Annotated in this window: 18 protein-coding genes; 15 read left to right on the plus strand and 3 right to left on the minus strand. The window is 46.1% G+C overall.

What is annotated here, in order from left to right:
• Positions 1-102 precede the first annotated feature (102 nt).
• Positions 103-627, minus strand: a complete 525-nt coding sequence (locus AB4329_RS18725) for an FxsA family protein (protein WP_012604974.1) — start codon at positions 625-627, stop codon at positions 103-105.
• 284 nt (positions 628-911) lie between these two features.
• On the opposite strand from AB4329_RS18725, the gene aspA reads away from it, so the two are divergent.
• The 11 genes from aspA to AB4329_RS18780 all read left to right on the plus strand — a co-directional run bounded on the left by aspA (position 912) and on the right by AB4329_RS18780 (position 15559).
• The gene (gene aspA, locus AB4329_RS18730) at positions 912-2363 is read left to right on the plus strand and encodes an aspartate ammonia-lyase (protein ID WP_019821539.1); all 1452 of its coding nucleotides are present in this window, start codon (positions 912-914) and stop codon (positions 2361-2363) included.
• 180 nt (positions 2364-2543) lie between these two features.
• The gene (locus AB4329_RS18735; RefSeq protein WP_017061168.1) at positions 2544-3851 is read left to right on the plus strand and encodes an anaerobic C4-dicarboxylate transporter; all 1308 of its coding nucleotides are present in this window, start codon (positions 2544-2546) and stop codon (positions 3849-3851) included.
• A 510-nt stretch (positions 3852-4361) separates the two neighbouring features.
• Positions 4362-5810 (plus strand): YfcC family protein, encoded by a 1449-nt coding sequence (locus AB4329_RS18740; protein ID WP_017062726.1) that lies wholly within the window; start codon positions 4362-4364, stop codon positions 5808-5810.
• Between the two features lie 805 nt (positions 5811-6615).
• Positions 6616-7839, plus strand: a complete 1224-nt coding sequence (gene arcA / locus AB4329_RS18745) for an arginine deiminase (protein WP_017062724.1) — start codon at positions 6616-6618, stop codon at positions 7837-7839.
• Positions 7840-7912: 73 nt separating this feature from the next.
• A complete protein-coding gene (gene arcC / locus AB4329_RS18750; RefSeq protein ID WP_019821541.1) occupies positions 7913-8824 on the plus strand; it encodes a carbamate kinase in 912 nt (303 codons plus the stop codon).
• A gap of 141 nt (positions 8825-8965) precedes the next feature.
• On the plus strand, positions 8966-9976 hold the full coding sequence (locus AB4329_RS18755; protein WP_017062722.1) for an ornithine carbamoyltransferase: 1011 nt from the start codon (positions 8966-8968) through the stop codon (positions 9974-9976).
• Between the two features lie 489 nt (positions 9977-10465).
• Positions 10466-11395: an aspartate carbamoyltransferase gene (gene pyrB / locus AB4329_RS18760; RefSeq protein WP_017062721.1), complete on the plus strand. Its 930-nt coding sequence runs from the start codon at positions 10466-10468 to the stop codon at positions 11393-11395.
• Between the two features lie 15 nt (positions 11396-11410).
• A complete protein-coding gene (pyrI, locus tag AB4329_RS18765) occupies positions 11411-11875 on the plus strand; it encodes an aspartate carbamoyltransferase regulatory subunit (RefSeq protein WP_017062720.1) in 465 nt (154 codons plus the stop codon).
• A 327-nt stretch (positions 11876-12202) separates the two neighbouring features.
• Positions 12203-12691: an arginine repressor gene (locus AB4329_RS18770; RefSeq protein ID WP_017063664.1), complete on the plus strand. Its 489-nt coding sequence runs from the start codon at positions 12203-12205 to the stop codon at positions 12689-12691.
• A gap of 175 nt (positions 12692-12866) precedes the next feature.
• Positions 12867-14717, plus strand: a complete 1851-nt coding sequence (locus tag AB4329_RS18775) for a protein-disulfide reductase DsbD (RefSeq protein WP_372139003.1) — start codon at positions 12867-12869, stop codon at positions 14715-14717.
• Positions 14718-14929: 212 nt separating this feature from the next.
• The gene (locus tag AB4329_RS18780) at positions 14930-15559 is read left to right on the plus strand and encodes a response regulator transcription factor (protein ID WP_017062717.1); all 630 of its coding nucleotides are present in this window, start codon (positions 14930-14932) and stop codon (positions 15557-15559) included.
• On the opposite strand, the gene AB4329_RS18785 is transcribed toward AB4329_RS18780, so the two are convergent.
• The gene (locus AB4329_RS18785) at positions 15556-17307 is read right to left on the minus strand and encodes a potassium/proton antiporter (protein ID WP_136979831.1); all 1752 of its coding nucleotides are present in this window, start codon (positions 17305-17307) and stop codon (positions 15556-15558) included. The two genes, AB4329_RS18780 and AB4329_RS18785, sit on opposite strands and share 4 nt — an antisense overlap.
• Before the next feature lie 426 nt (positions 17308-17733).
• Between AB4329_RS18785 and AB4329_RS18790 the strand changes: the two genes are divergently transcribed.
• The 4 genes from AB4329_RS18790 (at position 17734) to AB4329_RS18805 (ending at position 21699) form a co-directional block, all read left to right on the plus strand.
• Positions 17734-18000: a DUF4212 domain-containing protein gene (locus tag AB4329_RS18790; protein WP_010435433.1), complete on the plus strand. Its 267-nt coding sequence runs from the start codon at positions 17734-17736 to the stop codon at positions 17998-18000.
• Between the two features lie 10 nt (positions 18001-18010).
• Positions 18011-19714 carry a sodium:solute symporter family protein gene (locus AB4329_RS18795; RefSeq protein WP_017062715.1) on the plus strand — a complete coding sequence of 568 codons (1704 nt, stop codon included), beginning with the start codon at positions 18011-18013 and terminating at the stop codon, positions 19712-19714.
• Positions 19715-19914: 200 nt separating this feature from the next.
• On the plus strand, positions 19915-20301 hold the full coding sequence (locus AB4329_RS18800; protein WP_017068852.1) for a hypothetical protein: 387 nt from the start codon (positions 19915-19917) through the stop codon (positions 20299-20301).
• A 12-nt stretch (positions 20302-20313) separates the two neighbouring features.
• Positions 20314-21699 carry a lyase family protein gene (locus AB4329_RS18805; RefSeq protein ID WP_017062713.1) on the plus strand — a complete coding sequence of 462 codons (1386 nt, stop codon included), beginning with the start codon at positions 20314-20316 and terminating at the stop codon, positions 21697-21699.
• Between the two features lie 117 nt (positions 21700-21816).
• On the opposite strand, the gene AB4329_RS18810 is transcribed toward AB4329_RS18805, so the two are convergent.
• Positions 21817-25248 (minus strand): PAS domain-containing hybrid sensor histidine kinase/response regulator, encoded by a 3432-nt coding sequence (locus AB4329_RS18810; RefSeq protein WP_136974344.1) that lies wholly within the window; start codon positions 25246-25248, stop codon positions 21817-21819.
• Positions 25249-25343 lie beyond the last annotated feature (95 nt).

Here is a 25343-nt window from a genome sequence, read left to right on the forward strand (position 1 = left end):
CGATGAACCATAAAAAAGGCTCTTACCATTATCACTTTCTTGCGAAGGATAAAGGTAAGAGCCTTTTCTGTTTTCCCTCTATATAAAGAGAGAAAAAATTAATTAGTTTAAGCGGTTACGATCGTTGTCGTCGTCTTTCTTCTCAAACTCACCTTCAAAGGTGTTGCCGTCTTTTGATTGGTCAGATGGATCGCGATTGAATGGGTCTTGTCCAAATGGGCTCTGGCCAAAACCAGCTTGTCCACCGGCATGGAAACCACCAGACATGTTGGTCACCACCATTTTTTCCATCATTTTCTTGGCAATCATCGCTCTTGGTGCTGGCAATAATACCAACATACCGAGTGCGTCCGTCATAAAACCCGGAGTCAGCAGCAATACACCGGCAACTGCAAGCATCACGCCTTCAAGAATCTGTTGTGCTGGCATTTCGCCTTGTTGCAAACGACCTTGCACAGACATAAGTGTCTGAATGCCTTGGCTACGAACCAGCGATGCACCCACAAATGCAGTGATCAAAACCAACGCAATAGTTGGCCACAATCCTAAGAAGCCACCAACTTGAATAAATAGCCCAATCTCAATGATGGGTACGAAGATAAATAGTAATAATAAGATAGGAAACACACGCCCTCCTTTGTTACTTGCAGTTTACGCTGAAAGCCCTAACAATCTCAAATTTATCCTGTAAATAAGCGTGTTTATTGACCAAGAATAACTTTGCAAAATATTGACGAAACAAAACCGAAAAAGGTGATCCACTTAATATTTTTATGCGCTAAGTACAGTATCATGTGCCACATAAGTCAGGACGGATTTATCAGCCCAATATTCTAGCGAACGGAGTATTTGCACACAGAATAGGCTAATAACTAACTATATAATCAGAATAATTCTCTAAGGATCCTGTTATGGCTACTCAATCAGAAGCTCAAGTTGAAGCTCCTCAAGCTACTCGTCTCGAAGAAGATCTATTAGGTCAACGTCATGTTCCGGCTGATGCTTACTACGGCATCCACACTCTACGCGCAGTTGAAAACTTCAACATCTCAAATGTAACGATCTCAGATGTACCTGAATTCGTTCGCGGTATGGTGATGACTAAGAAAGCAGCGGCTTTAGCAAACAAAGAGTTAGGTGTAATTCCAAGCGAAGTGGCTAAATACATCATCCAAGCTTGTGACCTAATTCTAGACACGGGTAAGTGCATGGATCAGTTCCCATCGGACGTTTTCCAAGGTGGTGCTGGTACTTCTGTAAACATGAACGCAAACGAAGTTGTTGCGAACGTGGCTCTTGAACTTATGGGCAAAGAAAAAGGCCAATACGAGTTCATCAACCCGAACGACCATGTAAACCGCAGCCAATCTACAAACTGTGCTTACCCAACTGGCTTCCGTATCTCTGTTTACAACAGCGTTCGTAAACTGATTGATGCGATCGAATACCTAAAAGGTGCATTCGAGCTTAAGAGCCAAGAATTCAACACGATTTTGAAGATGGGTCGTACTCAGCTTCAAGACGCAGTTCCAATGACGGTTGGCCAAGAGTTCCACGCTTGGGCTGTAACCATCAATGAAGAAATCAAAAACCTAGAATACACTTCAAAACTACTGCTTGAAGTAAACCTAGGCGCAACGGCTATCGGTACAGGTCTGAACGCAGCACCGGGTTACCAAGGCCTAGCAGTGAAACACCTAGCAGAAGTAACAGGCCTAGAGTGTGTAGCGGCTGAAGATTTAATCGAAGCAACGTCTGACTGTGGCGCATACGTAATGACGCACGGCGCACTTAAGCGTCTAGCAGTTAAGCTATCTAAGATCTGTAACGACTTGCGTCTACTTTCTTCAGGTCCACGTACTGGTTTGAACGAGCTAAACCTACCTGAACTGCAAGCAGGTTCTTCAATCATGCCTGCTAAAGTAAACCCAGTTGTACCTGAAGTAGTAAACCAAGTTTGCTTCAAAGTTCTAGGTAACGACAACACGGTTTCTTTCGCTGCGGAAGGTGGTCAACTTCAACTGAACGTAATGGAACCTGTTATTGCACAAAGCATGTTTGAGTCTCTAGACATCCTAACAAACGCTTGTGTGAACCTACGCGACAAGTGTGTAGACGGCATTACGGTGAACAAAGAAGTATGTGAATCACACGTATTTAACTCTATCGGTATCGTCACTTACCTAAACCCATACATTGGCCACCACGAGGGTGACATTGTTGGTAAGATCTGTGCTGAGACAGGTAAGAGCGTTCGTGATGTGGTTCTAGAGCGCGGTTTATTAACCGAAGAAGAACTTGATGACATTTTCTCTGTTGAAAATTTGATGCATCCTCAGTATAAAGCGAAGCGCTACGAATAAAGTTAGCGAGAAAGGGTTCCAAACGGAGCCCTTTTTTAGGCTCCAATACGGTTAACCATGATTATTTTGTGGATTTCCGTTGGTTGCGCTTTTGCCAAATTGAATCTAAACCATAGAACTATTATGTGAACATTCCAGCGGCGAATGTTCACATAATAAAATCTAAATGAGGTGTTACTTATGATTGCAGTAGAACTGTTTGTCGTCCTGCTCTTTATCTTTTTGGGGGCCAGAATTGGCGGTATCGGTATTGGTTTTGCCGGTGGTGCTGGTGTTATTGCCCTTTCACTTATTCTTGGCGTTCCAACAAGCCAATCTTTCATCCCGATCGACGTAATCTTGATCATCATGTCAGTTATCACCGCAATTGCTGCAATGCAAGTTGCTGGCGGTATGGACTGGTTGGTACAAATTGCCGAAAACTTTTTGCGTAAACACCCTGAACGCATCACCTTTTACGCGCCGATTGTGACCTTTGTAATGACACTAATGGCGGGTACTGGTCACACAGCATTCTCTACGTTGCCTGTTATTGCAGAAGTAGCAAAAGGCCAAGGTGTTCGTCCTTCTCGTCCACTGTCTATCGCAGTTGTCGCTTCTCAAATTGCTATCACAGCTTCGCCAATCTCGGCTGCAGTTGTGGCTTTCGCAGCAATGTTGGCACCATTTGGTGTTGATTACCTAACGCTATTGATGGTTTGTATCCCAACAACCTTCATCGCTTGTATGGTTGGTGCGGTTGTTGCTAACTACATGGGTAGCGAATTGAAAGACGATCCTGTTTATCAAGAACGTCTAGAGAAAGGTCTAATCAAGCTAGCAACAGAAGAGAAACGCGAAATTCTACCTACAGCGAAGAAAGCAACGTACATCTTCCTAGCTGCAATTGGTTTCGTGGTTTGTTACGCAGCGGCTATCTCTAGCTCTGTTGGCCTAATTGAAAACCCGGCGCTAGGTCGTAACGAAGCGATCATGTCTGTAATGCTGGCAGCAGCAGCGGCTATCGTGATGTTCACTAAGATTGATGCAGCGAAGATTTCTTCAGCACCAACGTTCCGTTCTGGTATGACGGCATGTGTATGTGTACTTGGTGTGGCTTGGTTAGGTTCAACGTTTGTAAACGCACACGTTGCTGAAATCAAAGACGTAGCAGGCGCTCTACTGGCTGACTACCCATGGATGCTGGCTCTTGTTCTGTTCTTCGCTTCTATGCTGCTTTACTCTCAAGGCGCAACAACAGTTGCACTGATGCCTGCAGCACTAGCGATTGGCGTAGCACCACTAACAGCCGTTGCTTCTTTTGCTGCGGTAAGTGCGCTGTTCGTACTTCCAACTTACCCTACGCTACTAGCAGCGGTTGAGATGGATGACACAGGCTCAACGCGTATCGGTAACTACGTATTCAACCACCCATTCTTCATTCCAGGTGTGGTAACAATCAGTACTGCGGTAGCACTCGGCTTCGCATTCGGCGGTCTGTTTATCTAACATTCGCTGGTGATTGAACATTTAAAAGGAAGCTTCGGCTTCCTTTTTTGTTTTCTGCTCAATGTGTTATTTGATACGCATCAAATAACCATTATAAACTTTAAAAACCGCCTAAAAATAAAGTTTGAATAAAATTCCAAGATTATTCTGCCTAATCATAAACAACACCTACCAAATCAATCTCCTTCCACTTCCAGTTAATCCACAACGAATATTAATCCAAGCTAACTAACCAAAAAACCTTGACGATTTTCTGCCATTTTTTAGCCCTTTCATTAGCCATTATTTTTGTGAACAGCACCAAACTTAAATACCGGAGTAAGGAATAAAATAACCGCAGCTAAATTAAATCTAACTTCATTTGGATTAGTAAATATAAAAACAACCTTAATTTAAAGTCAGCAACTTTATATCGTTGAGTGCTTTATAAGTGTCCGTGTATTTACAATCTATAAATCATTAGTCGCTAATTCACATCACTTCTATTTAAGATGATGTAAGGAGATAGCCATGACAACTCAAACGATACCAAGCGAGAAAAAAAAGGGCGGCTTCTTTGCCAACTTTAAATTCCCTTCTGCCTACACCATTCTATTTATTCTGATTGCGTTCGTCGCACTGCTTACCTGGATTGTTCCAGCAGGCCAATACGACCGTGCAATGAATGAAGAGCTAGGCCGAGAAGTACCCGTAACCGGAACCTATCAAGCGGTAGAAGGTAACCCTCAAGGCGTGATTGATGTACTGCTCGCGCCTATTGACGGCTTCTATGACCACAATAGCTATGAAGCGGCGGCTATCGACGTTTCGCTGTTCATCTTAATCATTGGTGGCTTCTTAGGGCTAGTAACCAAAACGGGTGCCATTGATGCCGGTATCGAGCGCGTCACCGCCCGCTTAGAAGGGCGAGAAGAGTTGATGATACCAATACTGATGGCGCTATTTGCCGCAGGTGGTACCGTCTACGGCATGGCGGAAGAATCACTGCCCTTCTATACATTGCTAGTGCCGGTAATGATGGCAGCTCGCTTCGACCCTCTTGTTGCCGCTGCGACCGTACTGCTTGGTGCAGGTATTGGGGTGCTGGGTTCAACGATTAACCCATTCGCAACCGTGATCGCTGCCAACGCCTCTGGTATTCCATTTACAGACGGTATCGTGTTGCGCATTGCGATGTTGATTATTGGTTGGGGTATTTGTGTTGCCTACGTAATGCGTTACGCAAGAATGGTTCAAGCCGATCCAACAACATCAATTGTCTACGACAAATACGAAGAGAACAAAGCGCACTTCTTAGGTAATGCGAGCGGCGAAAAACTTGAATTCACCGCGACTCGCAAACTGATTCTGACCATTTTTGGTGGCTCGTTCGCTGTAATGATTTATGGTGTATCCGTTGCTGGATGGTGGATGGCTGAGATCTCAGCGATGTTCTTAGCAGCAACCATCATCGTTGGTATTGTGGCTCGCATGAGCGAAGAAGAGTTTACCACCAGCTTCATTGATGGTGCCCGCGACCTACTTGGCGTTGCTCTCATCATAGGTATTGCACGTGGTATCGTAGTGGTGATGGACCGCGGTATGATCACCGATACCATTCTCTTCTCAGCAGAACAGATGGTAACGGGGCTTTCTTCGGTTATCTTCATTAACGTGATGTTCTTCTTAGAGATTCTACTGTCGTTCTTAGTGCCATCGACCTCTGGCTTAGCGGTACTGACCATGCCAATCATGGCACCACTGGCCGACTTTGCTGGCGTAGGTCGTGACTTGGTTATCACTGCGTACCAATCTGCATCTGGCTTGGTGAACCTAATCACCCCAACCTCTGCGGTGGTGATGGGTGGTTTGGCGATTGCTCGTGTCCCTTACGTGCGCTGGGTTAAATGGGTGATGCCACTAGTCGGTATATTGATGGTGTTCTGCATTGTTGTACTGAGTATTGGTGCGCTGATCTAACTAACAGCACTTCACTCCTTTCTCATCCAAAGCCGCTTCTCACAGCGGCTTTTTTATTGTTCCCTCTCAATGTAACCCTCTGCCACTGAAACAGCTCCTCAAAGCCATACACGCGATATTCAAGGTTCTTCTGTTCGTAGCCAAGCTCAACTAAACTCAAAGCACTCGCAATAGAAGAATCAATCCTACTTTTAAACATCTAATTTTCTTGATGAAATAACACTCTATTTTCAACCATGATGTTTAAACAAATAGTTAGTCACTTATTAGCGTTAATTATATTTAAAGTAATTAATAGCCTAATAAACAGACGAGGATTAATGCCCTTTTCTATCAAAAAACACACTTAAACAGCCGATTTTAAAATGTGATCGCAACAGCTTTATTCGCATTTACTTTGTTAATAAACAATTAATTCCACATCCAAAATTAAATATCTAAATAAAAACACTGCATACTTCCAAGCTAAGTACACTCTTATCAATAAAACTATTCTGCATATAATCCCTCGTAAATTAGATTCTAGTAAGTTTCGTCAAAAAAGCGTGCATAAAGTTCCCTAACTGCTAACTATTTAGAATGTATTATTCATAACTGAAAGTGCATAAAGTTTGTTAAAACCCTTAATTTTAAAGGGCTGCGGGATAAAAAACGATTTGTGATAGATCTCTAAGAATACCTGACTAGCAGGCGTAATATTAATTCCAGACAAGAGATATGAATAAATAATTCATTCTTCTCAACTGAAAATAAATAATTACTCTTAGCGATAAAAGTAATTCAAATATATAAGAGAGAGACGATCATGAGTAAGTTCTATGTAGGTTCTGAAATAGGTCAATTACGCCGCGTTCTAGTTCACCGTCCAAGACGCGCACTGACTCACCTAACACCCTCTAACTGTCACGATTTACTATTTGATGACGTACTGGCTGTTGAACGTGCTGGTAAAGAGCATGACGCATTTACTCAAACGCTGCGTGATCAAGGTGTTGAAGTTCTTCTTCTTACTGACCTACTAGCAGACACGCTAGCAGTGCCAGAAGCGAAAGATTGGCTTTTGAATCATCAAGTTTCTGATTACCGCTTAGGCAAAACTTTTGCTAACGATGTGCGCTGCTACTTGGGCGACTTACCAAACCTAGAACTAGCAAAAATCCTAACGGGTGGTCTGTCTTACGCTGAGATGCCAATGAAATCATCTTCAATGATGCAAGGCATGCACGCACCAACCGACTTCATTATCGAACCGCTACCAAACCACCTATTTACTCGTGACACATCTTGCTGGGTATACGGTGGCGTATCCATCAACCCGATGGCGAAACCTGCTCGTCAACGTGAAACCAACCACGTTCGCGCTATTTACCGCTGGCACCCAACATTTGCTGGCCAAGACTTCATTAAGTACTTCGGCGATGAAGAAAACATCAGCTACGACAACTCAACCATTGAAGGCGGTGACGTTCTTGTAATCGGTCGCGGTACGGTTCTTATCGGTATGTCTGAGCGTACAACAGCACAAGGTGTTGAGCACTTAGCATCTAGCCTATTCAAACACGGTCAAGCGAAACAAGTTATCGCAATGCAGCTACCAAAACACCGCTCTTGCATGCACTTAGACACCGTTATGACGCACATGAACGAAGATACGTTCTCTGTTTACCCTGAAGTGGTGAGTAAAGACGTACAGTGCTGGAACCTAACTGGTGATGAGTCTGGCGCAGTGAAAGTGAAAGAAGAAGGCTACTTCGTAACAGCTATCGAAAAAGCACTTGGCGTAGACAAGCTAAACCTAATCACGACCGGTGGTGACAACTTCCATGCAGAACGTGAGCAGTGGAACGATGCAAACAACGTTCTAACGGTTAAACCTGGCGTTGTGATTGGCTACGAAGGCAACACCTACACCAATGAAAAATACGATAAAGCAGGCATCACAGTTCTTCCTATCCCTGGAGATGAACTTGGCCGCGGTCGCGGTGGCGCACGCTGCATGAGCTGCCCAATTGAGCGTGATGGTATCTAATCACTAAGACGAAAACGGCCAAGTTGAATGATCTTAAATAATCTCAGCTTGGCCAAAATGAGAGAACACAATTATGACTAAGCAAACTGTTGTTGTTGCACTCGGCGGTAATGCCTTACTTCGTCGCGGTGAGCCGTTAGAAGCCGATGTTCAACGCCGCAATATTGAAACGGCGGTGAAAACCATCTCTGAAATCGCAAAAGTGTACAACGTGGTGTTAGTACACGGTAATGGCCCACAAGTTGGCTTACTTGCTCTGCAAGGTTTGGAATACAAGAAAGTCAATCCATACCCGCTGGATGTGTTGGGCAGTGAGACTCAAGGCATGATCGGCTACATGTTGATGCAAGAGTTCAAGAACTACCTGCCTAACCGCAACATCTCGTGCATGTTGACCCAAATGACGGTTGATCCAAATGATCCTGCGTTTGCGGATCCAACGAAGCCGATTGGCCCGATCTACGAAGAAGCGGAAGCGCGTGAATTGGCGGAGAAATTCCACTGGATCGTAAAACCCGATGGCCAACATTTCCGCCGTGTAGTACCAAGCCCACGCCCTACCGGCATTGTTGAACACGAAGCGATCACTCAGCTTATCGATGCAGGCCACCTAGTGATCTGTACTGGCGGCGGCGGCATCCCAGTGAAAAAAGAGAACGGCAAATTAGTCGGTGTGGAAGCTGTTATCGACAAAGACATGTCTGCGGCTTTCTTAGCGAAACAACTGGATGCGGATGCGCTACTGATTCTGACCGATGCAGACGCTGTGTACCTGGATTGGGGCAAACCGACTCAACACGCACTGCGCAGCACCACACCAAGTGAACTGGCGCAATTCGAATTTGATGCAGGCTCAATGGGGCCAAAAATTGAAGCATCGTGCGAATTCATTCAGCAAGGCGGCAAAGTCGTCGGTATTGGTGCACTCGAAGATGGTTTGCAAATCCTGCAAGGCTTGGCGGGCACCAACATCACCAAAGATTAATCTACTCGCGAGCTTTTCAAACCTTGCGAGAAAACTGAATCACCGTTTGAACTGAAATTAATACACAAAAATTGAATCGCGCTTTCTTGAATTTTCTTTCCCTGTAACAAGAAAGCGCCTAAATCTAAGAAGGAATACATCATGGCTTTTAACCTACGCAATCGTAACTTCCTAAAACTACTAGATTTCACTCCACGCGAAATTCAACACTTATTAGATCTTTCTATGGAGCTAAAAAAAGCGAAGTACAACGGTTACGAACAGCCAACACTAACTGGCAAAAACATTGCGCTTATCTTTGAGAAAACCTCAACTCGTACTCGCTGTGCATTCGAAGTAGCGGCATTCGACCAAGGCGCTCGCGTGTCTTACTTAGGCCCATCTGGCTCTCAAATTGGCCACAAAGAATCAATGAAAGATACCGCTCGCGTTCTTGGCCGTATGTACGATGGCATTGAATACCGCGGCTTCGGTCAAGAGATTGTTGAAGAGCTAGGCGCTTACGCTGGAGTTCCAGTATGGAATGGTCTGACTGACGAATTCCACCCTACACAAATTCTTGCTGACTTCCTAACCATGACGGAATACGGCCGTGGTAAACAACTGCATGAAATCAGCTTTGCTTACCTAGGTGATGCTCGCAACAACATGGGTAACTCTCTGATGGTTGGCGCAGCGAAAATGGGCATGGACATTCGCCTTGTTGCTCCAAAACAGTTCTGGCCACAAGAAGAACTATTGGCTCAGTGTCGTGAAATCGCAGAGCACACAGGTGGCAAAATTACACTGACTGAAGATGTTCAAGAAGGCGTGCAAGGTTGTGACTTCCTGTACACCGACGTTTGGGTATCAATGGGCGAAGCAAAAGAAGCATGGGCTGAGCGTATTAACCTAATGATGCCTTACCAAGTGAACATGGAAATGCTCAAAGCAACAGGCAACCCACATGTGAAATTCATGCACTGCCTACCGGCTTTCCACGGCGAAGATACAACCGTCGGCAAACAACTTGCTGCTGAATATCCGCAGCTTAAAGATGGCGTAGAAGTGACGGACGAAGTGGTCGAGTCTGAATACTCAATCGTGTTCGATGAAGCTGAAAACCGCATGCACACCATCAAAGCAGTAATGGTTGCAACACTAGGCAGTTAATTACCTAAACAGCTAAGAATCGAAACAACTAAGAAGTTAAGCACTCACTTGTTCGCGAGACGTTGACAAGTTAAGTGTAATGACAGGGAAATGCGGGCGGCGAACTTGGGATTTAGCCCTTGGATAAAGCCCGCATTTTTTTTCATGTACTTGAGGGCATTATCGCCCCAAAAACCCTGAGATTTTCTGTTTCAACAAGGGCTTAAATCAAAGCAAAATGTAGAGGTTATTTCGCATAAAAATCCATTAAATGAATACTTTACAGAAAGTATTGCATGCCGTTTTTATCTGAGTATAATCCTCCGCAATTTGTCTTAAGAGAGCAAAAAATGAACTGCAATTCTGTCGCACATGATTGTCAAACTACACGCCAAAGAGTGGCGGTGGTGTCATTTTTATTTTGCTCTATTGATCGTTTCGAAGCCTCCTATTTTTAGGGGGCTTTTTTTTGTCCGCAATTTGACTGTATGCATAGAAGGAAGACCCGTTATGGCGCATTCGTTATTTAACAAGCACATCATCTCCATACCTGAGCTCACTCGTAATGAACTGGAGCTTATCGTCGACACAGCAGCAAGACTCAAGGCCGAGCCAAACCCAGAGTTGCTGAAAAATAAAGTCGTTGCGAGCTGCTTCTTTGAGCCTTCAACTCGAACTCGCCTTTCATTTGAGACCGCCGTCCAGCGCCTTGGTGGCACGGTCATTGGCTTTGATAATGGCGGTAACACCTCACTGGCGAAGAAAGGCGAAACACTTGCCGATTCAGTGCAGGTTATTTCATCCTACGTCGATGCCTTTGTAATGCGTCACCCACAAGAAGGGGCAGCACGTTTAGCGTCTGAATTTTCTAACGGTGTGCCGGTAGTAAACGGCGGCGACGGTGCTAACCAGCACCCGACGCAAACCTTGCTGGACCTGTTCTCGATTTACGAAACACAAGGCACGCTCGATAACCTCAATGTGGCGTTCGTCGGCGACCTAAAATATGGCCGTACCGTGCACTCATTGACCCAAGCACTATCGAAATTCAATAACGTGCGTTTCTTCTTTATCGCGCCAGAAGTCTTAGAGATGCCAGATTACATCTGTGAAGAATTGGAAGAGATGGGCATCCAATACAGCACTCACAGCAGCATTGAAGAAGTCGTGCCGGAACTGGATGTTCTGTACATGACTCGCGTGCAGAAAGAGCGCTTTGATGCGTCGGAATACGCACACATGAAATCGGCTTACATCCTCACCGCCGATACATTGAAAGACGCTCGTCAAAACATGAAGGTACTTCACCCGCTGCCACGCGTCGACGAAATCACCACCGACGTTGATAAAACGCCACACGCTTACTACTTCGAACAAGCTGAAAACGGTGTATACGCTCGCGAAGCCCTATTGGCCCTAGTTCTTAACGACACTTTATAAGCAGGAGAAACAGTCATGGTTAAACAAACTCAGCTACAAGTAGAAGCGATCCGTAACGGCAGCGTGATTGACCACATCCCTGCTCACCTTGGTATCAAAATCCTTAAACTGTTTAAGCTACACAAGACAGAACAGCGCATCACTATGGGCTTAAACCTGCCATCATCGGCACTTGGCCATAAAGATCTAATCAAGATTGAGAACATCTTCCTGACCAAGGAACAAGCCAACCAATTGGCTCTTTATGCTCCGCAGGCAACGGTCAATCAGATTGAAGAGTATAAAGTGGTTAATAAGCTAACCCTTGTGCTGCCAGAGCAAATCCACAGTGTCTACTCTTGCCCGAATAGCAACTGTATTTCGCACGGTGAACCTGTCGAAAGCAGCTTTAAAGTGCAGCTAAAACAGGAAAACGTGCAGCTAAAATGTCACTACTGTGAAAAAGTATTCTCTCGCGAGATCATGAGTGAAATTCGCTAACCCTTAGCGCCATTATCACGGTCTCCAAAGCACCCTAATACCGATGGATATTTATGCCAAACTTGGAATAAACATCCATTTAACAAAAGAATAAAGCTCCAAAATAAAAGCAATTAACTAGAATTTTATTTGGTGATCCCCTTCAAAAAGATAACTATCCTTTAGTGGTAGACTCAATGGGTAGACGATCATACATCACGCATACCTTCCCTCTTTATTTCGGGATTCATCGGTAAGCCCTATTTAACAATCGTACTCTACGGCTTTGGGAGTACGCTCGGCGCTATGGACAAGCGATAACCACATGTTGACCTTAAGGAGTTGTTCATGAACCCAATCACTGAGCACGGTTGCTTGTATTCAGCTGAAGATAAAACACTGACTGCAGCGTGCAAACGCTTACTACAACAACAAAGCTTCTCGACCCAAAATCAACTGCGAGAGAAACTCGTCGATATTGGCTATACCGGTATCAGCCAATCGACCGTATCTCGTATTTTGTCACAGCTTGGTGTTGTCAAAATTCAGAATGCTTGCGGTAAAAAGGTTTACTGCATCACGGTTGAAAGTGCACCGGTTCGTGTCGATGCATCCATCTCATCGCAAATCGAATTCATCACTCATAACCAAGCGATGGTCATCGTAAAAACTCATCCAGGTTGTGCTCAATTAGTCGCAAGATTAGTCGATATCGACCCACATACTGAGATTATCGGCACCGTTGGCGGTAATGATACCGTGCTTATTATTCCAAAAGATACGATGAATATTGATGCTTGCGAACAAGTAGTAAAAGCACGCTTGGGTGTAGCTTAAATGTCTCTTTTACAAAGGCAAGTCACTCAAGTTGAATTGCAGCTCCCCACTCGATTACCCAATAAAATCGCTATCCCGCCTTAGGGGATATTTGTTTGCCGATGAAACTAATAGCAAACTATTACGGTCTGATTGAGTTAAGATACCTTCAACTCCATTTTGATGACTAAATAGTATGCGACGACTTGCCACATTACTTTTTGTTTGTGTTTCCCTATTCACCCAGCCTGCGTGGGCGCTATTTGGGAACGACAACGCCGAGCCAAGCTTCGGAGGCAATAACAATGGTTTTGTCCCTGTAGACCAAGCTTTCCCTTTCAATTACTACCAGCAAGACGACAAAGTCCTTCTCGACTGGCAAGTAAAAGAGGGCTACTACCTCTATCAACATAGCCTCTCGTTCACCGGGAAAAATCTCGCTATCGGTAATGTTGAATTAGAAGATGGTAAGCCGCACCAAGATGAATTCTTCGGTGAGGTGAGCATTTATACTCAGCCGTTATTCGTGCAAGTTCCTCTGCAGAGTTACCAAGATGGCTCACAGCTGATCGTTAAGTATCAAGGCTGTGCGGACGCAGGGTTCTGCTACCCACCAGAGACTCGTATCATCGACATTGAACCTTTCACAGCAACAGATTCTGCTAATTCGCAAGGTAGTGACTCACAAGCTTCATCTTCTGCTGGCAACGAAACCGATGTTTCTACGCAACCAACATCTCCGAAAGCAGACGTTGTAAGTAACACGACTCAACAGCCAAATGCCCCTGTTTCAAAAGAAGCAGGCTTAGCCGATAAGCTCGGTGACAGTTGGTGGACCCCTCTATTATTCTTAGCACTCGGTGTTGGTTTAGCCTTTACGCCGTGTGTGCTGCCTATGTATCCGATTCTAACGGGTATCGTTTTAGGTGGTGGCAAACTCAGCCAAGGTCGCGCGCTGATGCTGTCCTTTATTTACGTGCAAGGCATGGCGTTAACCTACACCTTATTAGGTTTAGTGGTTGCTTCAGCAGGCATGCAGTTCCAAGCCGCTATGCAGCACCCTTACGTGCTGATCGCGCTGAGTGTTCTGTTCGTGGCGTTGGCAATGTCGATGTTTGGCGTTTATAACCTGCAACTGCCAAGCAGCATTCAAACTTGGCTCAACAATCAAAGCAATAAGCAGCAAGGTGGCAATACCTTGGGCGTATTCGCAATGGGCGCTATCTCTGGCTTGGTGTGTTCACCTTGTACCACGGCGCCATTGTCAGGCGCGCTGCTGTATGTGGCTCAGAGTGGCGACCTATTTACCGGTGCGATTGCTCTGTATGCATTAGCCATGGGTATGGGTATTCCGCTGATTTTAGTTGCGGTATTTGGTAATAAGCTATTGCCTAAAGCGGGCAGCTGGATGGACAAGGTGAAGATCGTATTCGGCTTTATCTTGCTGGCAGCACCTATCTTCCTGCTAGAGCGCATCATTCCTGAATTGTGGGCAACCGTGCTTTGGTCTGGCCTTGGCTTCATCGCCTTTGGTTGGCTGTACCATAGCAAGAATGCACTGCCATTCGGCGGCTGGAAGCAGAGTGCGGTAGGCATCATCGCGATGCTTGGCTTGTTTGCTTCGGCACAGCCTGCATTGAACTATTGGTTTGCGGAGAAGAGCGTAACGGTAGAACAACAGCACATCCAATTTGCACGCATCAACACGGTTGAAGAGCTAGAAATCCAGCTCATCGAAGCGAAGAAACTCGGTAAGCCTGTGATGCTCGACTTCTACGCCGATTGGTGTGTGGCGTGTAAAGAGTTCGAGAAGTACACCTTCCATCAAGCTGATGTGGAAAACAAGCTTTCTGACTTTGTACTGCTACAAGCCGATGTAACGAGAAACATGCCTCAAGACATTGAACTGCTTAAACAATTACAGGTACTTGGCTTACCGACGATTGAGTTCTGGGATGGCGAGGGTAACCATGTTCCAAATGCTCGTGTAACCGGTTTTATGCCTGCTGATGTATTCTTAAAACACATGCAAAACCACCAGCTATAACGGCAATATTCACTAAAATATAAGCCGAATCGAAAGCCGCACCGCCCCTCCGTAACGAGATGGCAGTGCGGCTTTTTTGCTATTCAGAGTAACGCTTTCTTATTCCGGGGATAAAAGTCGATATGGTTCAGACTTTTAATGCATAGAGATTGTCCACATACTCAATCAGGATGATAATAAATATTAACTAAATTGTTAAAAGTATGAACGTCATGGACTCGACCTATACCATCATCATTGCTGATGACCACCCTCTCTTTCGCAACGCCCTGTTTCAGTCAGTTCATATGGCGATCAGTGGTGCGAACCTGCTTGAGGCCGATTCTCTCGATGCCTTACTGACTCTGCTAAAGAAAGAAGGCGAGCCGGATCTATTACTGCTCGATCTGAAAATGCCGGGCGCCAATGGCATGTCAGGCTTAATTCAACTGCGCGCTGAATACCCAGATCTACCGATTGTGGTGGTTTCTGCCAGTGAAGATGCCAGCGTGGTCACTCAGGTGAAGAGCCACGGTGCGTTTGGCTTTATTCCTAAGTCGAGTGATATGCGTGAGTTGGTGAGTGCACTGAATCAAGTGCTGAATGGCGACCCGTTCTTCCCTGAAGGGCTTATCACCAATAATGCAGCGTGTAGCGACCTTGCAGAAAAGATTTCCACACTGACGCCTCAGCAATACAAGGTATTAGGGATGCTTTCTGACGGCTTGCTTAACAAGCAAATCGCGTATGAATTGAATGTTTCGGAAGCGACCATCAAAGCACATATGACGGCCATCTTCCGTAAACTGGATGTGAAAAATCGTACTCAAGCGGTTATCTTGCTACAAGAAGTCCACAATTAAGCTTCACTGATATCCTCTTCTAAAGTCGTCTTAGGTAAACATAAACCCAACCTGACGACTTTATGATCATCTATCTCTGCAACCACCCAAGTGATGTCATGCCACTCAAAGCTATCACCCAATACAGAGTGTGCGCCAAGCTCTTGAGCAACCAATTGTTTTAGCGTCATTTCTCGCTCTTCTTCCGAGCCAAGTTCAATACCATAACAATCACTCACTGCCGCAACTGATAGCTCAACATCCAAGAAGAAGTCACCAAAGAATCGTGCCGCCTCTTCTGCTAGAGGCGCCTCACTGAACAACGAACTTAAGCTGTCCAAATCTTTGTCTTGACCAAGCACACATAAGATATCGTTCGCCTCTAACACGGTGCTGCCTGATGGGTGAAGCATGGCATCTTGTCGAAACACTGCCGCAATGCGCGTCCCTTCTGGCATAGATAAGCGTTTAAGCGGCTCGCCGACACACCACTTCTCGTCTTTCAATTTGTAAACAAACATCTCCCACTCACTGGTCGGATAAATCTCCATACCGGTACGAGAAATCGGTGTTGGCGTCGGTGGTAAAGTCACTTGAGCGAGTCTTGCAACTTTCATCAAGCTACCGCCTTGAACAATCAGCGAAACCATAACCACGAAGAAGGCGATATTGAAATACAGCTGAGCATTGGGCAGGCCTGCCATCATCGGGAATACCGCTAAGATGATTGGTACTGCACCACGCAAACCTACCCAAGAAACAAACCAGCGTTCTTTGGTGGAAAAGCTTCTGAACGGCAGTAAACCCAACCAAACCGACAGCGGACGAGCAAACAAAATCATACCGAAGGCCAGTGCCAGCGCAGGCAGAGCAATGTCCATCAACGTTGATGGCGTCACCAATAAACCCAATACCAAGAACATCACGATCTGGCTTAGCCACGTCATGCCATCAAGAACATTAAGAATAGAGTGTCGAGAGCGCGTCGGACGATTACCAATGAACAAGCCCACTAGGTAAATCGATAAGATGCCGCTGCCGCCAAGCATGTTAGAGAACGCAAACAGCGCCACGCCCCCACTGAGTACCAGAATGGAATAAAGGCCATCAGCCAATTGTACTCGATTGATTAAGCTCCATAGAACCCAGCCGCCGCCAATACCAACAAGAGTACCGATACCAAACTGCATCGCAAAACTTTGCAGTAGGAAGTTCATTCCCATCTCAGCGTCAGGGTTACCTAACAGCGCAATTAAGGTCACCGTCAGGAAGACCGCCATTGGGTCGTTAGTGCCCGATTCGATCTCTAGGGTTGAGCCAACACGCTCATTGAGACTCTGTCCTTTCAGCAAAGAGAATACCGCTGCCGCATCGGTTGAACCAACAATCGCCCCGACCAAGATGCCCTGCATTAATGACAAGTCAAACAGCCAAGCCGCCATTAATCCGGTTAAGGTTGCTGTACATGCGACACCTATCGTCGCCAGCGAGAGCGAAGGCCAGAAAGCGACCTTGAAGCTCGCCACCTTGGTTCGCATACCGCCATCCAACAGAATCACGGCAAGCGCAAGGTTACTCACCAAGTAGGTCAGTGAGTAATCATCGAAATGAATATTACCGGGTCCATCTTCACCCGCTAACATACCAACGAATAAAAAGATCAAAAGAATCGGAACGCCCAATCGTGAGGACACTTGTGAGAAAAGCACACTGATGGCGATGAGCACCGCACCAGTTAAAAATAAGTGGTTGATAGTTATTGCGTCCAATTCGTTCCCCCAAAGAATAAAACTCAAGATATAAGCATGTTGATCTTCTGCCGTTTAGCAAGGCACGGTCGGTGAAAGTGCCGTTGTTACTATAACAAACTTATGTTTCGCTTCGTGTCATAAGCAGGGCTAAATACCGTTTCTCGGTCATTTAGTTGTTAAATTTTATGACTCGCAGTCTAATTCATCCCTTTTTGTTAGACCTTTGGCTAATTTAACAACATTGTAACATCACATTTTTCTATGGTTATGTCTCCTAGCTCCCATATTTCAGTACATTAGCGCTAATACCATCCCGACTAAAGTTGCACAGATCCCTTGACTTATCCTTGCTACATTCTAAATCGTAACATTACGTTAACACGCTATTTTACAAAACGGTTTCACAAAAACAGTTTCTACGAAAACGGAATAAAGGAGAAGGCAATGGCGTTCGAATCTACGGAACATGCTCAAGCCTACTGGAAGGAAAACTTGGGAATTATGGGAACACTGCTCGCGGTCTGGTTTGCGGTGTCTTACGGCGCTGGCATCTTATTTGTGGATGCCCTCAATACCGTTCAGTTTGGCGGGTTCAAGCTAGGATTTTGGTTCGCTCAGCAAGGTTCGATATACACCTTCGTGGCGCTGATATTTATTTACGTTGTCCGCATGAATGCGCTCGACAAAAAATACAACGTACAGGAAGACTAGAGGCTAGAACATGGATATTCAAACTTGGACGTTTATTCTCGTCGGTATTACTTTCGCGGTATATATCGGCATCGCAATCTGGGCTCGTGCAGGGTCTACTAGTGAGTTCTACGTTGCTGGCGGTGGTGTACACCCAGTAGCAAACGGCATGGCGACCGCCGCTGACTGGATGTCGGCAGCATCATTCATCTCAATGGCAGGTATCATCTCATTCGTTGGTTACGACGGTGCGGTTTACCTAATGGGTTGGACAGGTGGTTATGTACTACTTGCGCTATGTTTAGCACCTTACCTACGTAAGTTCGGTCAGTTTACGGTTCCTGATTTCATCGGTGAGCGTTACTACTCGAAAACGGCACGTATGGTAGCGGTATTCTGTGCAATCTTCGTATCGTTTACGTACGTTGCAGGCCAGATGCGTGGTGTGGGCGTTGTATTCTCTCGTTTCCTAGAAGTTGATATTAACCTAGGCATCATCATTGGTATGGGTATTGTGTTCTTCTACGCAGTACTAGGTGGCATGAAAGGCATCACTTATACGCAGGTAGCTCAATTCTGTGTCCTCATTTTCGCCTTCCTTGTTCCAGCAATCTTTACCTCAATCATGATGACAGGTAACCCACTTCCACAAGTTGGTATGGGCTCTACGCTATCAGGCACAGATGTTTACCTTCTTGATAAACTGGATGGACTGACCGAAGAACTCGGATTTACCGCCTATACCGAAGGTAACAAGAGCATGGTAGATGTATTCTTCATCTGTGCGGCTCTAATGGTCGGTACTGCGGGTCTTCCACACGTAATCATTCGTTTCTTCACGGTACCAAAAGTACGTGATGCTCGTATCTCAGCGGGTTGGGCACTACTGTTCATCTCATTGCTATACACAACAGCACCAGGCGTTGCAGCATTCGCTCGTGTAAACATGATCGAAACAATCAACGGCCCTGACATGCAAGGTGTCGCTGCAGCGGACGCACCAAGCTGGTACAAAAACTGGGAAAGCACTGGCCTAGTAGGTTGGGAAGATAAGAACGGCGATGGCAAAATGTTCTACTCGGGCGATGAGCGCAACGAGATGAAGATTAACCGTGACATCATCGTACTGGCTTCTCCAGAGCTAGCGAAACTACCAAACTGGGTTGTAGCACTGCTTGCAGCCGGTGGCCTAGCAGCCGCACTATCAACAGCCGCGGGTCTACTATTGGTCATCTCAACGTCGATTTCACATGACTTGTTGAAGAAAGGCTTCAGACCAAACATGACCGACAAGCAGGAGCTGTTAGCCGCTCGTCTGGCAGCCATGGTCGCGATTGTCGGTGCCGGTTACTTAGGTATTAACCCACCAGGCTTTGTAGCACAGGTAGTAGCGTTTGCCTTCGGCTTAGCCGCAGCATCCTTCTTCCCAGCGATTATCCTAGGTATCTTCTACAAGAAGATGAACAAGGAAGGCGCAATTGCAGGTATGTTGTCAGGTATTGCCTTCACAGCAAGCTACATCATCTACTTCAAGTTCATTAACCCAGCAGCAAGCACACCTGAAAACTGGTGGTTTGGTATCAGCCCAGAAGGCATCGGTACGCTAGGTATGTGTCTAAACTTCGTAGTATCGATTGCTGTAAATAAAGTAACTGCTGAAGTACCACAAGATGTACAAGATATGGTTGAGAACATCCGTTACCCGAAAGGTGCAGGTGAAGCTCACGACCACTAAGCACGACCATTAAACAAAGATGTTTAGCAAAAAATGAATCAGTACTTACATTGTAGGGATTAGGTACTGACTCCAGAAAGCCGATACTTCGTGTATCGGCTTTTTCTTTTTCTGCTCACTTTATAAAAAGATAAACAAAGGGTTGTTTTTAAAATTTTATTTGATAATAATTATCATTAACATCCAATAAAGAGATGCAGATGATGATGAAAGAGCAGCAGGTTCTCTATTCGAGATTTTACAAAGCACAGGATCGCTTTGCTTCATTAGAACAAGTTCAAGGCCATGAGCCGTTTGTAATTCGAGAGTATATCGAGTGTGCACTGACGCTTTCGGCTTACTATGAAAAGCATGCCGCTCAAGAAAACATCTTGTTGTGCGAGCTGTATCTACGCCAAGTTTTCTTTCATTTGATTGAAGCGATTGAGTCTCCTCAGCGCAGTTTCGCCTTTCGTCATATCTGCCTAGACTCTATTCACTCACCACTATTTTATTTGAAGCGCCACTACTGCCAGCAACCTCAAGGCCAAGCGCGTTTTTTGAATCTCAGCCAAACACTAAAACAAGTCCAAGCCCCACTTGGCTAACAAGGATAGAACATGACCCTACAATTTCGGATTGAAAAAGACAGCATGGGCGAAGTGAAAGTCCCTGCCGATGCGCTATACCAAGCACAAACTCAGCGTGCAGCGGATAACTTCGCGTTTAGCTCTCACAAGATGCCGACAAGTTTTATTCAAGCACTGGCGTTAATTAAACAGGCAGCGGCAGATACCAATGCTCAGTTAGGTCTACTGGAAGGTGATATTGCCAACGCGATAGCCGAAGCCAGCCAAGAGATCATTGAGGGTAAACACCTCGATCAATTCCCTATCGATGTCTACCAAACCGGTTCAGGTACCAGTTCCAACATGAATGCCAATGAAGTGATTGCTACGCTTGCCTCAAGAAGCTTGCAAGGCGACGTGAACCCCAATGATCACGTCAACATGGGCCAAAGCAGTAACGATGTGGTGCCAACCGCAATTCAAGTGAGCGTTGCTTTGATGGCTGAAAATAAGCTATTACCTGCATTAACTCACCTTTCTGAAGCACTCACCATCAAACAACAGGAACTTGCGGAGGTCGTGAAGACCGGCCGAACTCATCTAATGGATGCGATGCCAATGACCTTTGCTCAAGAGCTAGGTGGTTGGAAATTTCAGATAGAACACGCTAAGCAAGCAATAGAGAACACCCTGCCCGCTATCAAGGCTTTAGCACAAGGTGGTACTGCGGTTGGAACAGGGATCAATGCTGACCCACGCTTTGCCGATAAGTTTGCGAGTAACCTGTCTCAATCGACAAAGATCAGTTTTAGCTCGAGTGAAAACTTCTTTTTTAGCCTCAGCAGTCAAGACGCGATCGTTGCGCTGTCAGGTCAGCTCAAAACGGCAGCAGTTGCGATCATGAAGATCTCAAACGATCTTCGCTGGATGAACTCTGGGCCGTTGGCTGGCTTAGGGGAAATTGAATTACAGGCTCTACAACCAGGCTCATCGATCATGCCTGGCAAGGTAAATCCTGTGATTCCAGAAGCTGCAGCTATGGCGGCGGCGCAAGTCATTGGCAACGACACCACCATTACCGTAGCCGGACAATCAGGTAACTTCCAACTTAATGTGATGCTGCCAGTGATTGCTCATAACGTGTTGGAAAGTATTGAGTTATTGGCAAACAGCTCAGTCGCTTTAGCGGACAAAGCCATCGCGACCTTCACGGTACGCCAAGACAATCTCGATTTGGCACTGTCAAAGAACCCAATCCTAGTGACCGCACTTAACCCTGTGATTGGCTACTTGAAGGCGGCTGATATTGCCAAGAAAGCTTACAAAGAAGGCTTACCAATTCTGGATGTCGCAGAAAGAGAAACCGATCTTAGCCGAGAAGAGCTCAGTAAACTGCTTGATCCAACCACACTGACACAAGGTGGCATTGCTGGTTAGTTATTGAATTAACAAGCGAATCGGCGTTCGCAAAAAAAACAGAGACAAAAAAGGCCTCATCTGAGGCCTTTTCACTATCCGCTCACGAACGTACTAATCCGAGCCTGTTAACCCAAACTAGCTCACTCGATTCAAGACCGCTCTTAACTTAAGTGGCTTCACTGGCTTGGCAATAAAGCGAAAGCTGTTGGCCTTTATCGCTGCCAACATGTCATCGGTTCTATCGGCACTAATGATGACCCCTTCAAAAGAGTCTCCTAGGCGCAAGCGACACTGCTGCAGGACTTCGAGACCCGTTCTGCCATTATCTAAACGGTAATCAGAGAAAATCACATCAGGTAGCCAACCCTCATCTAGGCACTGCAAGCTTTCGACCAAATCAACCGCCGTCTTAACCTCACAGCCCCAACGTCCGATCAGGTTTTCCATACCGACTAAGATTTCTCGTTCATTATCGACACACAATATCTTGAGATGTTCGATGTCGCTGGTCGCCATTGGCGTCGAAGCTTGCACAACTGGAGCCACTTTTTCCGCTCTAGCTAAGGTGATGGAAAAGACACTGCCTTGCCCCGGCCATGAGCGCATCGAAATTTGATGGCCAAGCACATGAGCAATACCTTTCGAGATAGCCAGCCCTAACCCCAATCCTTGATCGGCTCGTACTTGGCTGCCACGAGTAAACTCTTCAAAGATTTCTTGTTGCTTGTCTTCATCGATACCGGTTCCATTATCCCACACATCAATTCGAACCTGTCCATTCACTCTTCTCGCACCCAGTACCACTTTCCCTTCCGGGTTATAGCGGAACGCATTGGTCAAAAAGTTCTGAATCACACGCCTCAACAGCTTAGGGTCTGAATGAATGAACAATGACGACGGAATCATCTTAAACTCAATTTTCTGTTGTCTCGCTAGAGCGCTAAATTCCGCGTTCAAATTGGTTAATACGTCATGCACGGCAATCGCGTGAATGTTGGTTTCTAACTTTCCGGACTCCAATCGAGAGATATCCAGCAAGTCACCAATCAAATCTTCTGCGGCGCCAAGTGCACTCTCGATGTGAGATGACAATTGCTTCACCTCTTGCTCTTTTGCCACCTCAGACAGTGACGAAGCAAATAGACGTGCGGCATTGAGCGGCTGCATCAAATCGTGGCTTACCGCGGCTAGAAAACGACTCTTAGATTGTGATTCTTGATCCGAAATCTGCGTGGCTTTTACCAAGCGATGATTCAGTTTTTCGAGCTCTTGAGTTCGCTCATGCACTCTCGATTCCAAGCTTTCATTGGCATCTTTTAGCGCTTGCTCTGCTTGTCGGAATACCGTGATGTCGGTAAAGCTCATCACAAAACCACCACTTGGCATTGGGTTACCTTGCACCTCAATCACTCGGCCATCAGGACGAATACGAGAAGAGGTGTGTCGAGTGCCTTGCTCAAGGTGATAAACACGGCGGCGAACGTGATCTTCCGGGTCACCTGGGCCACACAACCCTTGCTCGGCATTATGACGAATCACGTCTGAAATGGGTCGCCCAACCTGAATCAAACCCGCAGGGAATTCAAACAATTCTAGGTAACGCTGATTCCATGCAACCAGCCTCATTTGTTTGTCGATTACTGCGATGCCTTGGCCAATATGTTCAATCGCGCCTTGCAGTAAACCGCGACTGAAGTCGTACAGCTCCGAGGCTTCATCAACGATGGTCGCGACTTCTTCAAGCTGCATGTTTCTTCCCTGCAAAGCAGAAGTAAGTACTAACTTAGCAGATGAAGCACCGAATACACCGGCGAGCACGCGCTCTGCGTGTCGAATCAGACTCGCAGGCGCTTGTTGATTAGGAAGCAGCGGCTGCCCGTGTTGTTGCCAATAGCTGTGTAAAGCACTTTTCGCACGCTTACGGCCCACAAAACGCGACGCCAGCATCTCTAATTCAGCGACCGTCACTCGGTTCTGGTAAAGGCTGATATTCTCGTTTTCAGGCAGCGGCGTGCCAACAAATGCTGCTGATTGTAAGCGCTCACTTAGGCTTGGGCGAGTCGTCATCGAAACCACGGCATAGCACAAGGTATTAAGTACAATACTCAGCACAATGCCCCAGTTTGAACTGCTGATATTCCAGCTACTGAGCAGTTCTGGCGGCGTGATAATCCACAGTAAAAGGTTACTTTCACTGTCGCCAGCCAACATGCTGGTTTGGCTCATCAAGGTAATCAGCCAAATCAACGAGCCCACCATTAAGCCGACATACACGCCCTTGCGGTTACCCGGGCGCCAGTACAAACCACCAATAAGTGCTGGCGCGAATTGAGCAATCGCAGCAAAGGAAAGAAAGCCAATCGCTGACAGTGAATGGATGGTATCGAGCGCCTGATAAAACAGCCAAGCACCCAGTAACAGCAGTAAAATTAGCCCGCGGCGAATCACCAATAGCAGGCCAGAAAAGTGTCGATGGGTTCTTTGAGTTAGGCGCATACGGCGCAGTAACAATGGCATCACTAAATCATTCGACACCATGATCGCCAAGGCGATGGTCGACACTATCACCATGCCACTTGCCGCAGACGTACCACCAAGGAAAGCCAGCAAGGCAATGTGATTAGCGCCTTCTGACATTGGCACACTGATCACATAGGTATCCGCTGGCATACCAGTAAGTAGTCCTTGTCCTGCCCAAGCAATTGGCAGCACGAACAGTCCCATCAAAATCAGGTAAAGCGGAAACAACCAACGAGCGGTATGCAGGTCTTGAGGACGTTCGTTCTCTACCACCATGGTATGGAACTGGCGTGGCAGACAGACAATCGCCAACATGGTCAAAACGGTATGAATAATTAAGGTCGGAATATTGGGTGATTCGTAGGTGGAAGCCGCCACATCAAGCAAGTCGATCTTGTCGCTGCTCATCGCCAGATACATGATGAATAGGCCAACGATCAGGAATGCCGCGAGCTTAACGATGGATTCAAACGCCACCGCCATCATCATGCCACGGTGATGCTCTGTGTTATCAATGTGTCTTGTACCAAACAGCATGGTGAAAATAGCCAAAGCACCGACCACAAACCAAGACACATGATAGTCCTGATAACCGAAGTCAGCCGCTAGGTTGGGTGCAACAATATCCAACCCCATGGTAATACCACGCAGTTGCAGAGCAATATAAGGAAGGATACCAACCACGGCGATAACCGTCACCGCCACCGCTAAGCCCTGAGATTTTCCATAACGAGCCGCGATAAAGTCGGCAATGGAGGTGATATGTTCCCGCTTCGCAATCAGGATCAGCCGCGCCAAGATCCGCCAGCCTAGTGTAAAGACTAGAATCGGGGCGAGGTAAATGGGTAAAAAAGACCAAGGGTTGTTACTCGCCTGCCCGACCGTTCCATAGAAGGTCCAAGAGGTACAATACACGGCAATCGAAAGGCTATAGATCCACGGGCGCCAACGCGATAGCCAACGAACCTGCCTGTCTCCATACCAAGCGATCAGAAATAACACGCCCAAGTAGGCTAAAGAGACTGGAATTACTATCCATCCTTGCATTGAAAACCCTTTTTTCATCCATAAAAAAACCTCTCCATAAGGGAGAGGTTTCATTTAACTAAGGATGGGTGATTAACTCAATCGCATCGCTTAAA

Source organism: Vibrio sp. 10N.261.54.A5 (assembly GCF_041471145.1).
Taxonomy (GTDB): Bacteria; Pseudomonadota; Gammaproteobacteria; order Enterobacterales; family Vibrionaceae; genus Vibrio; species Vibrio crassostreae_C.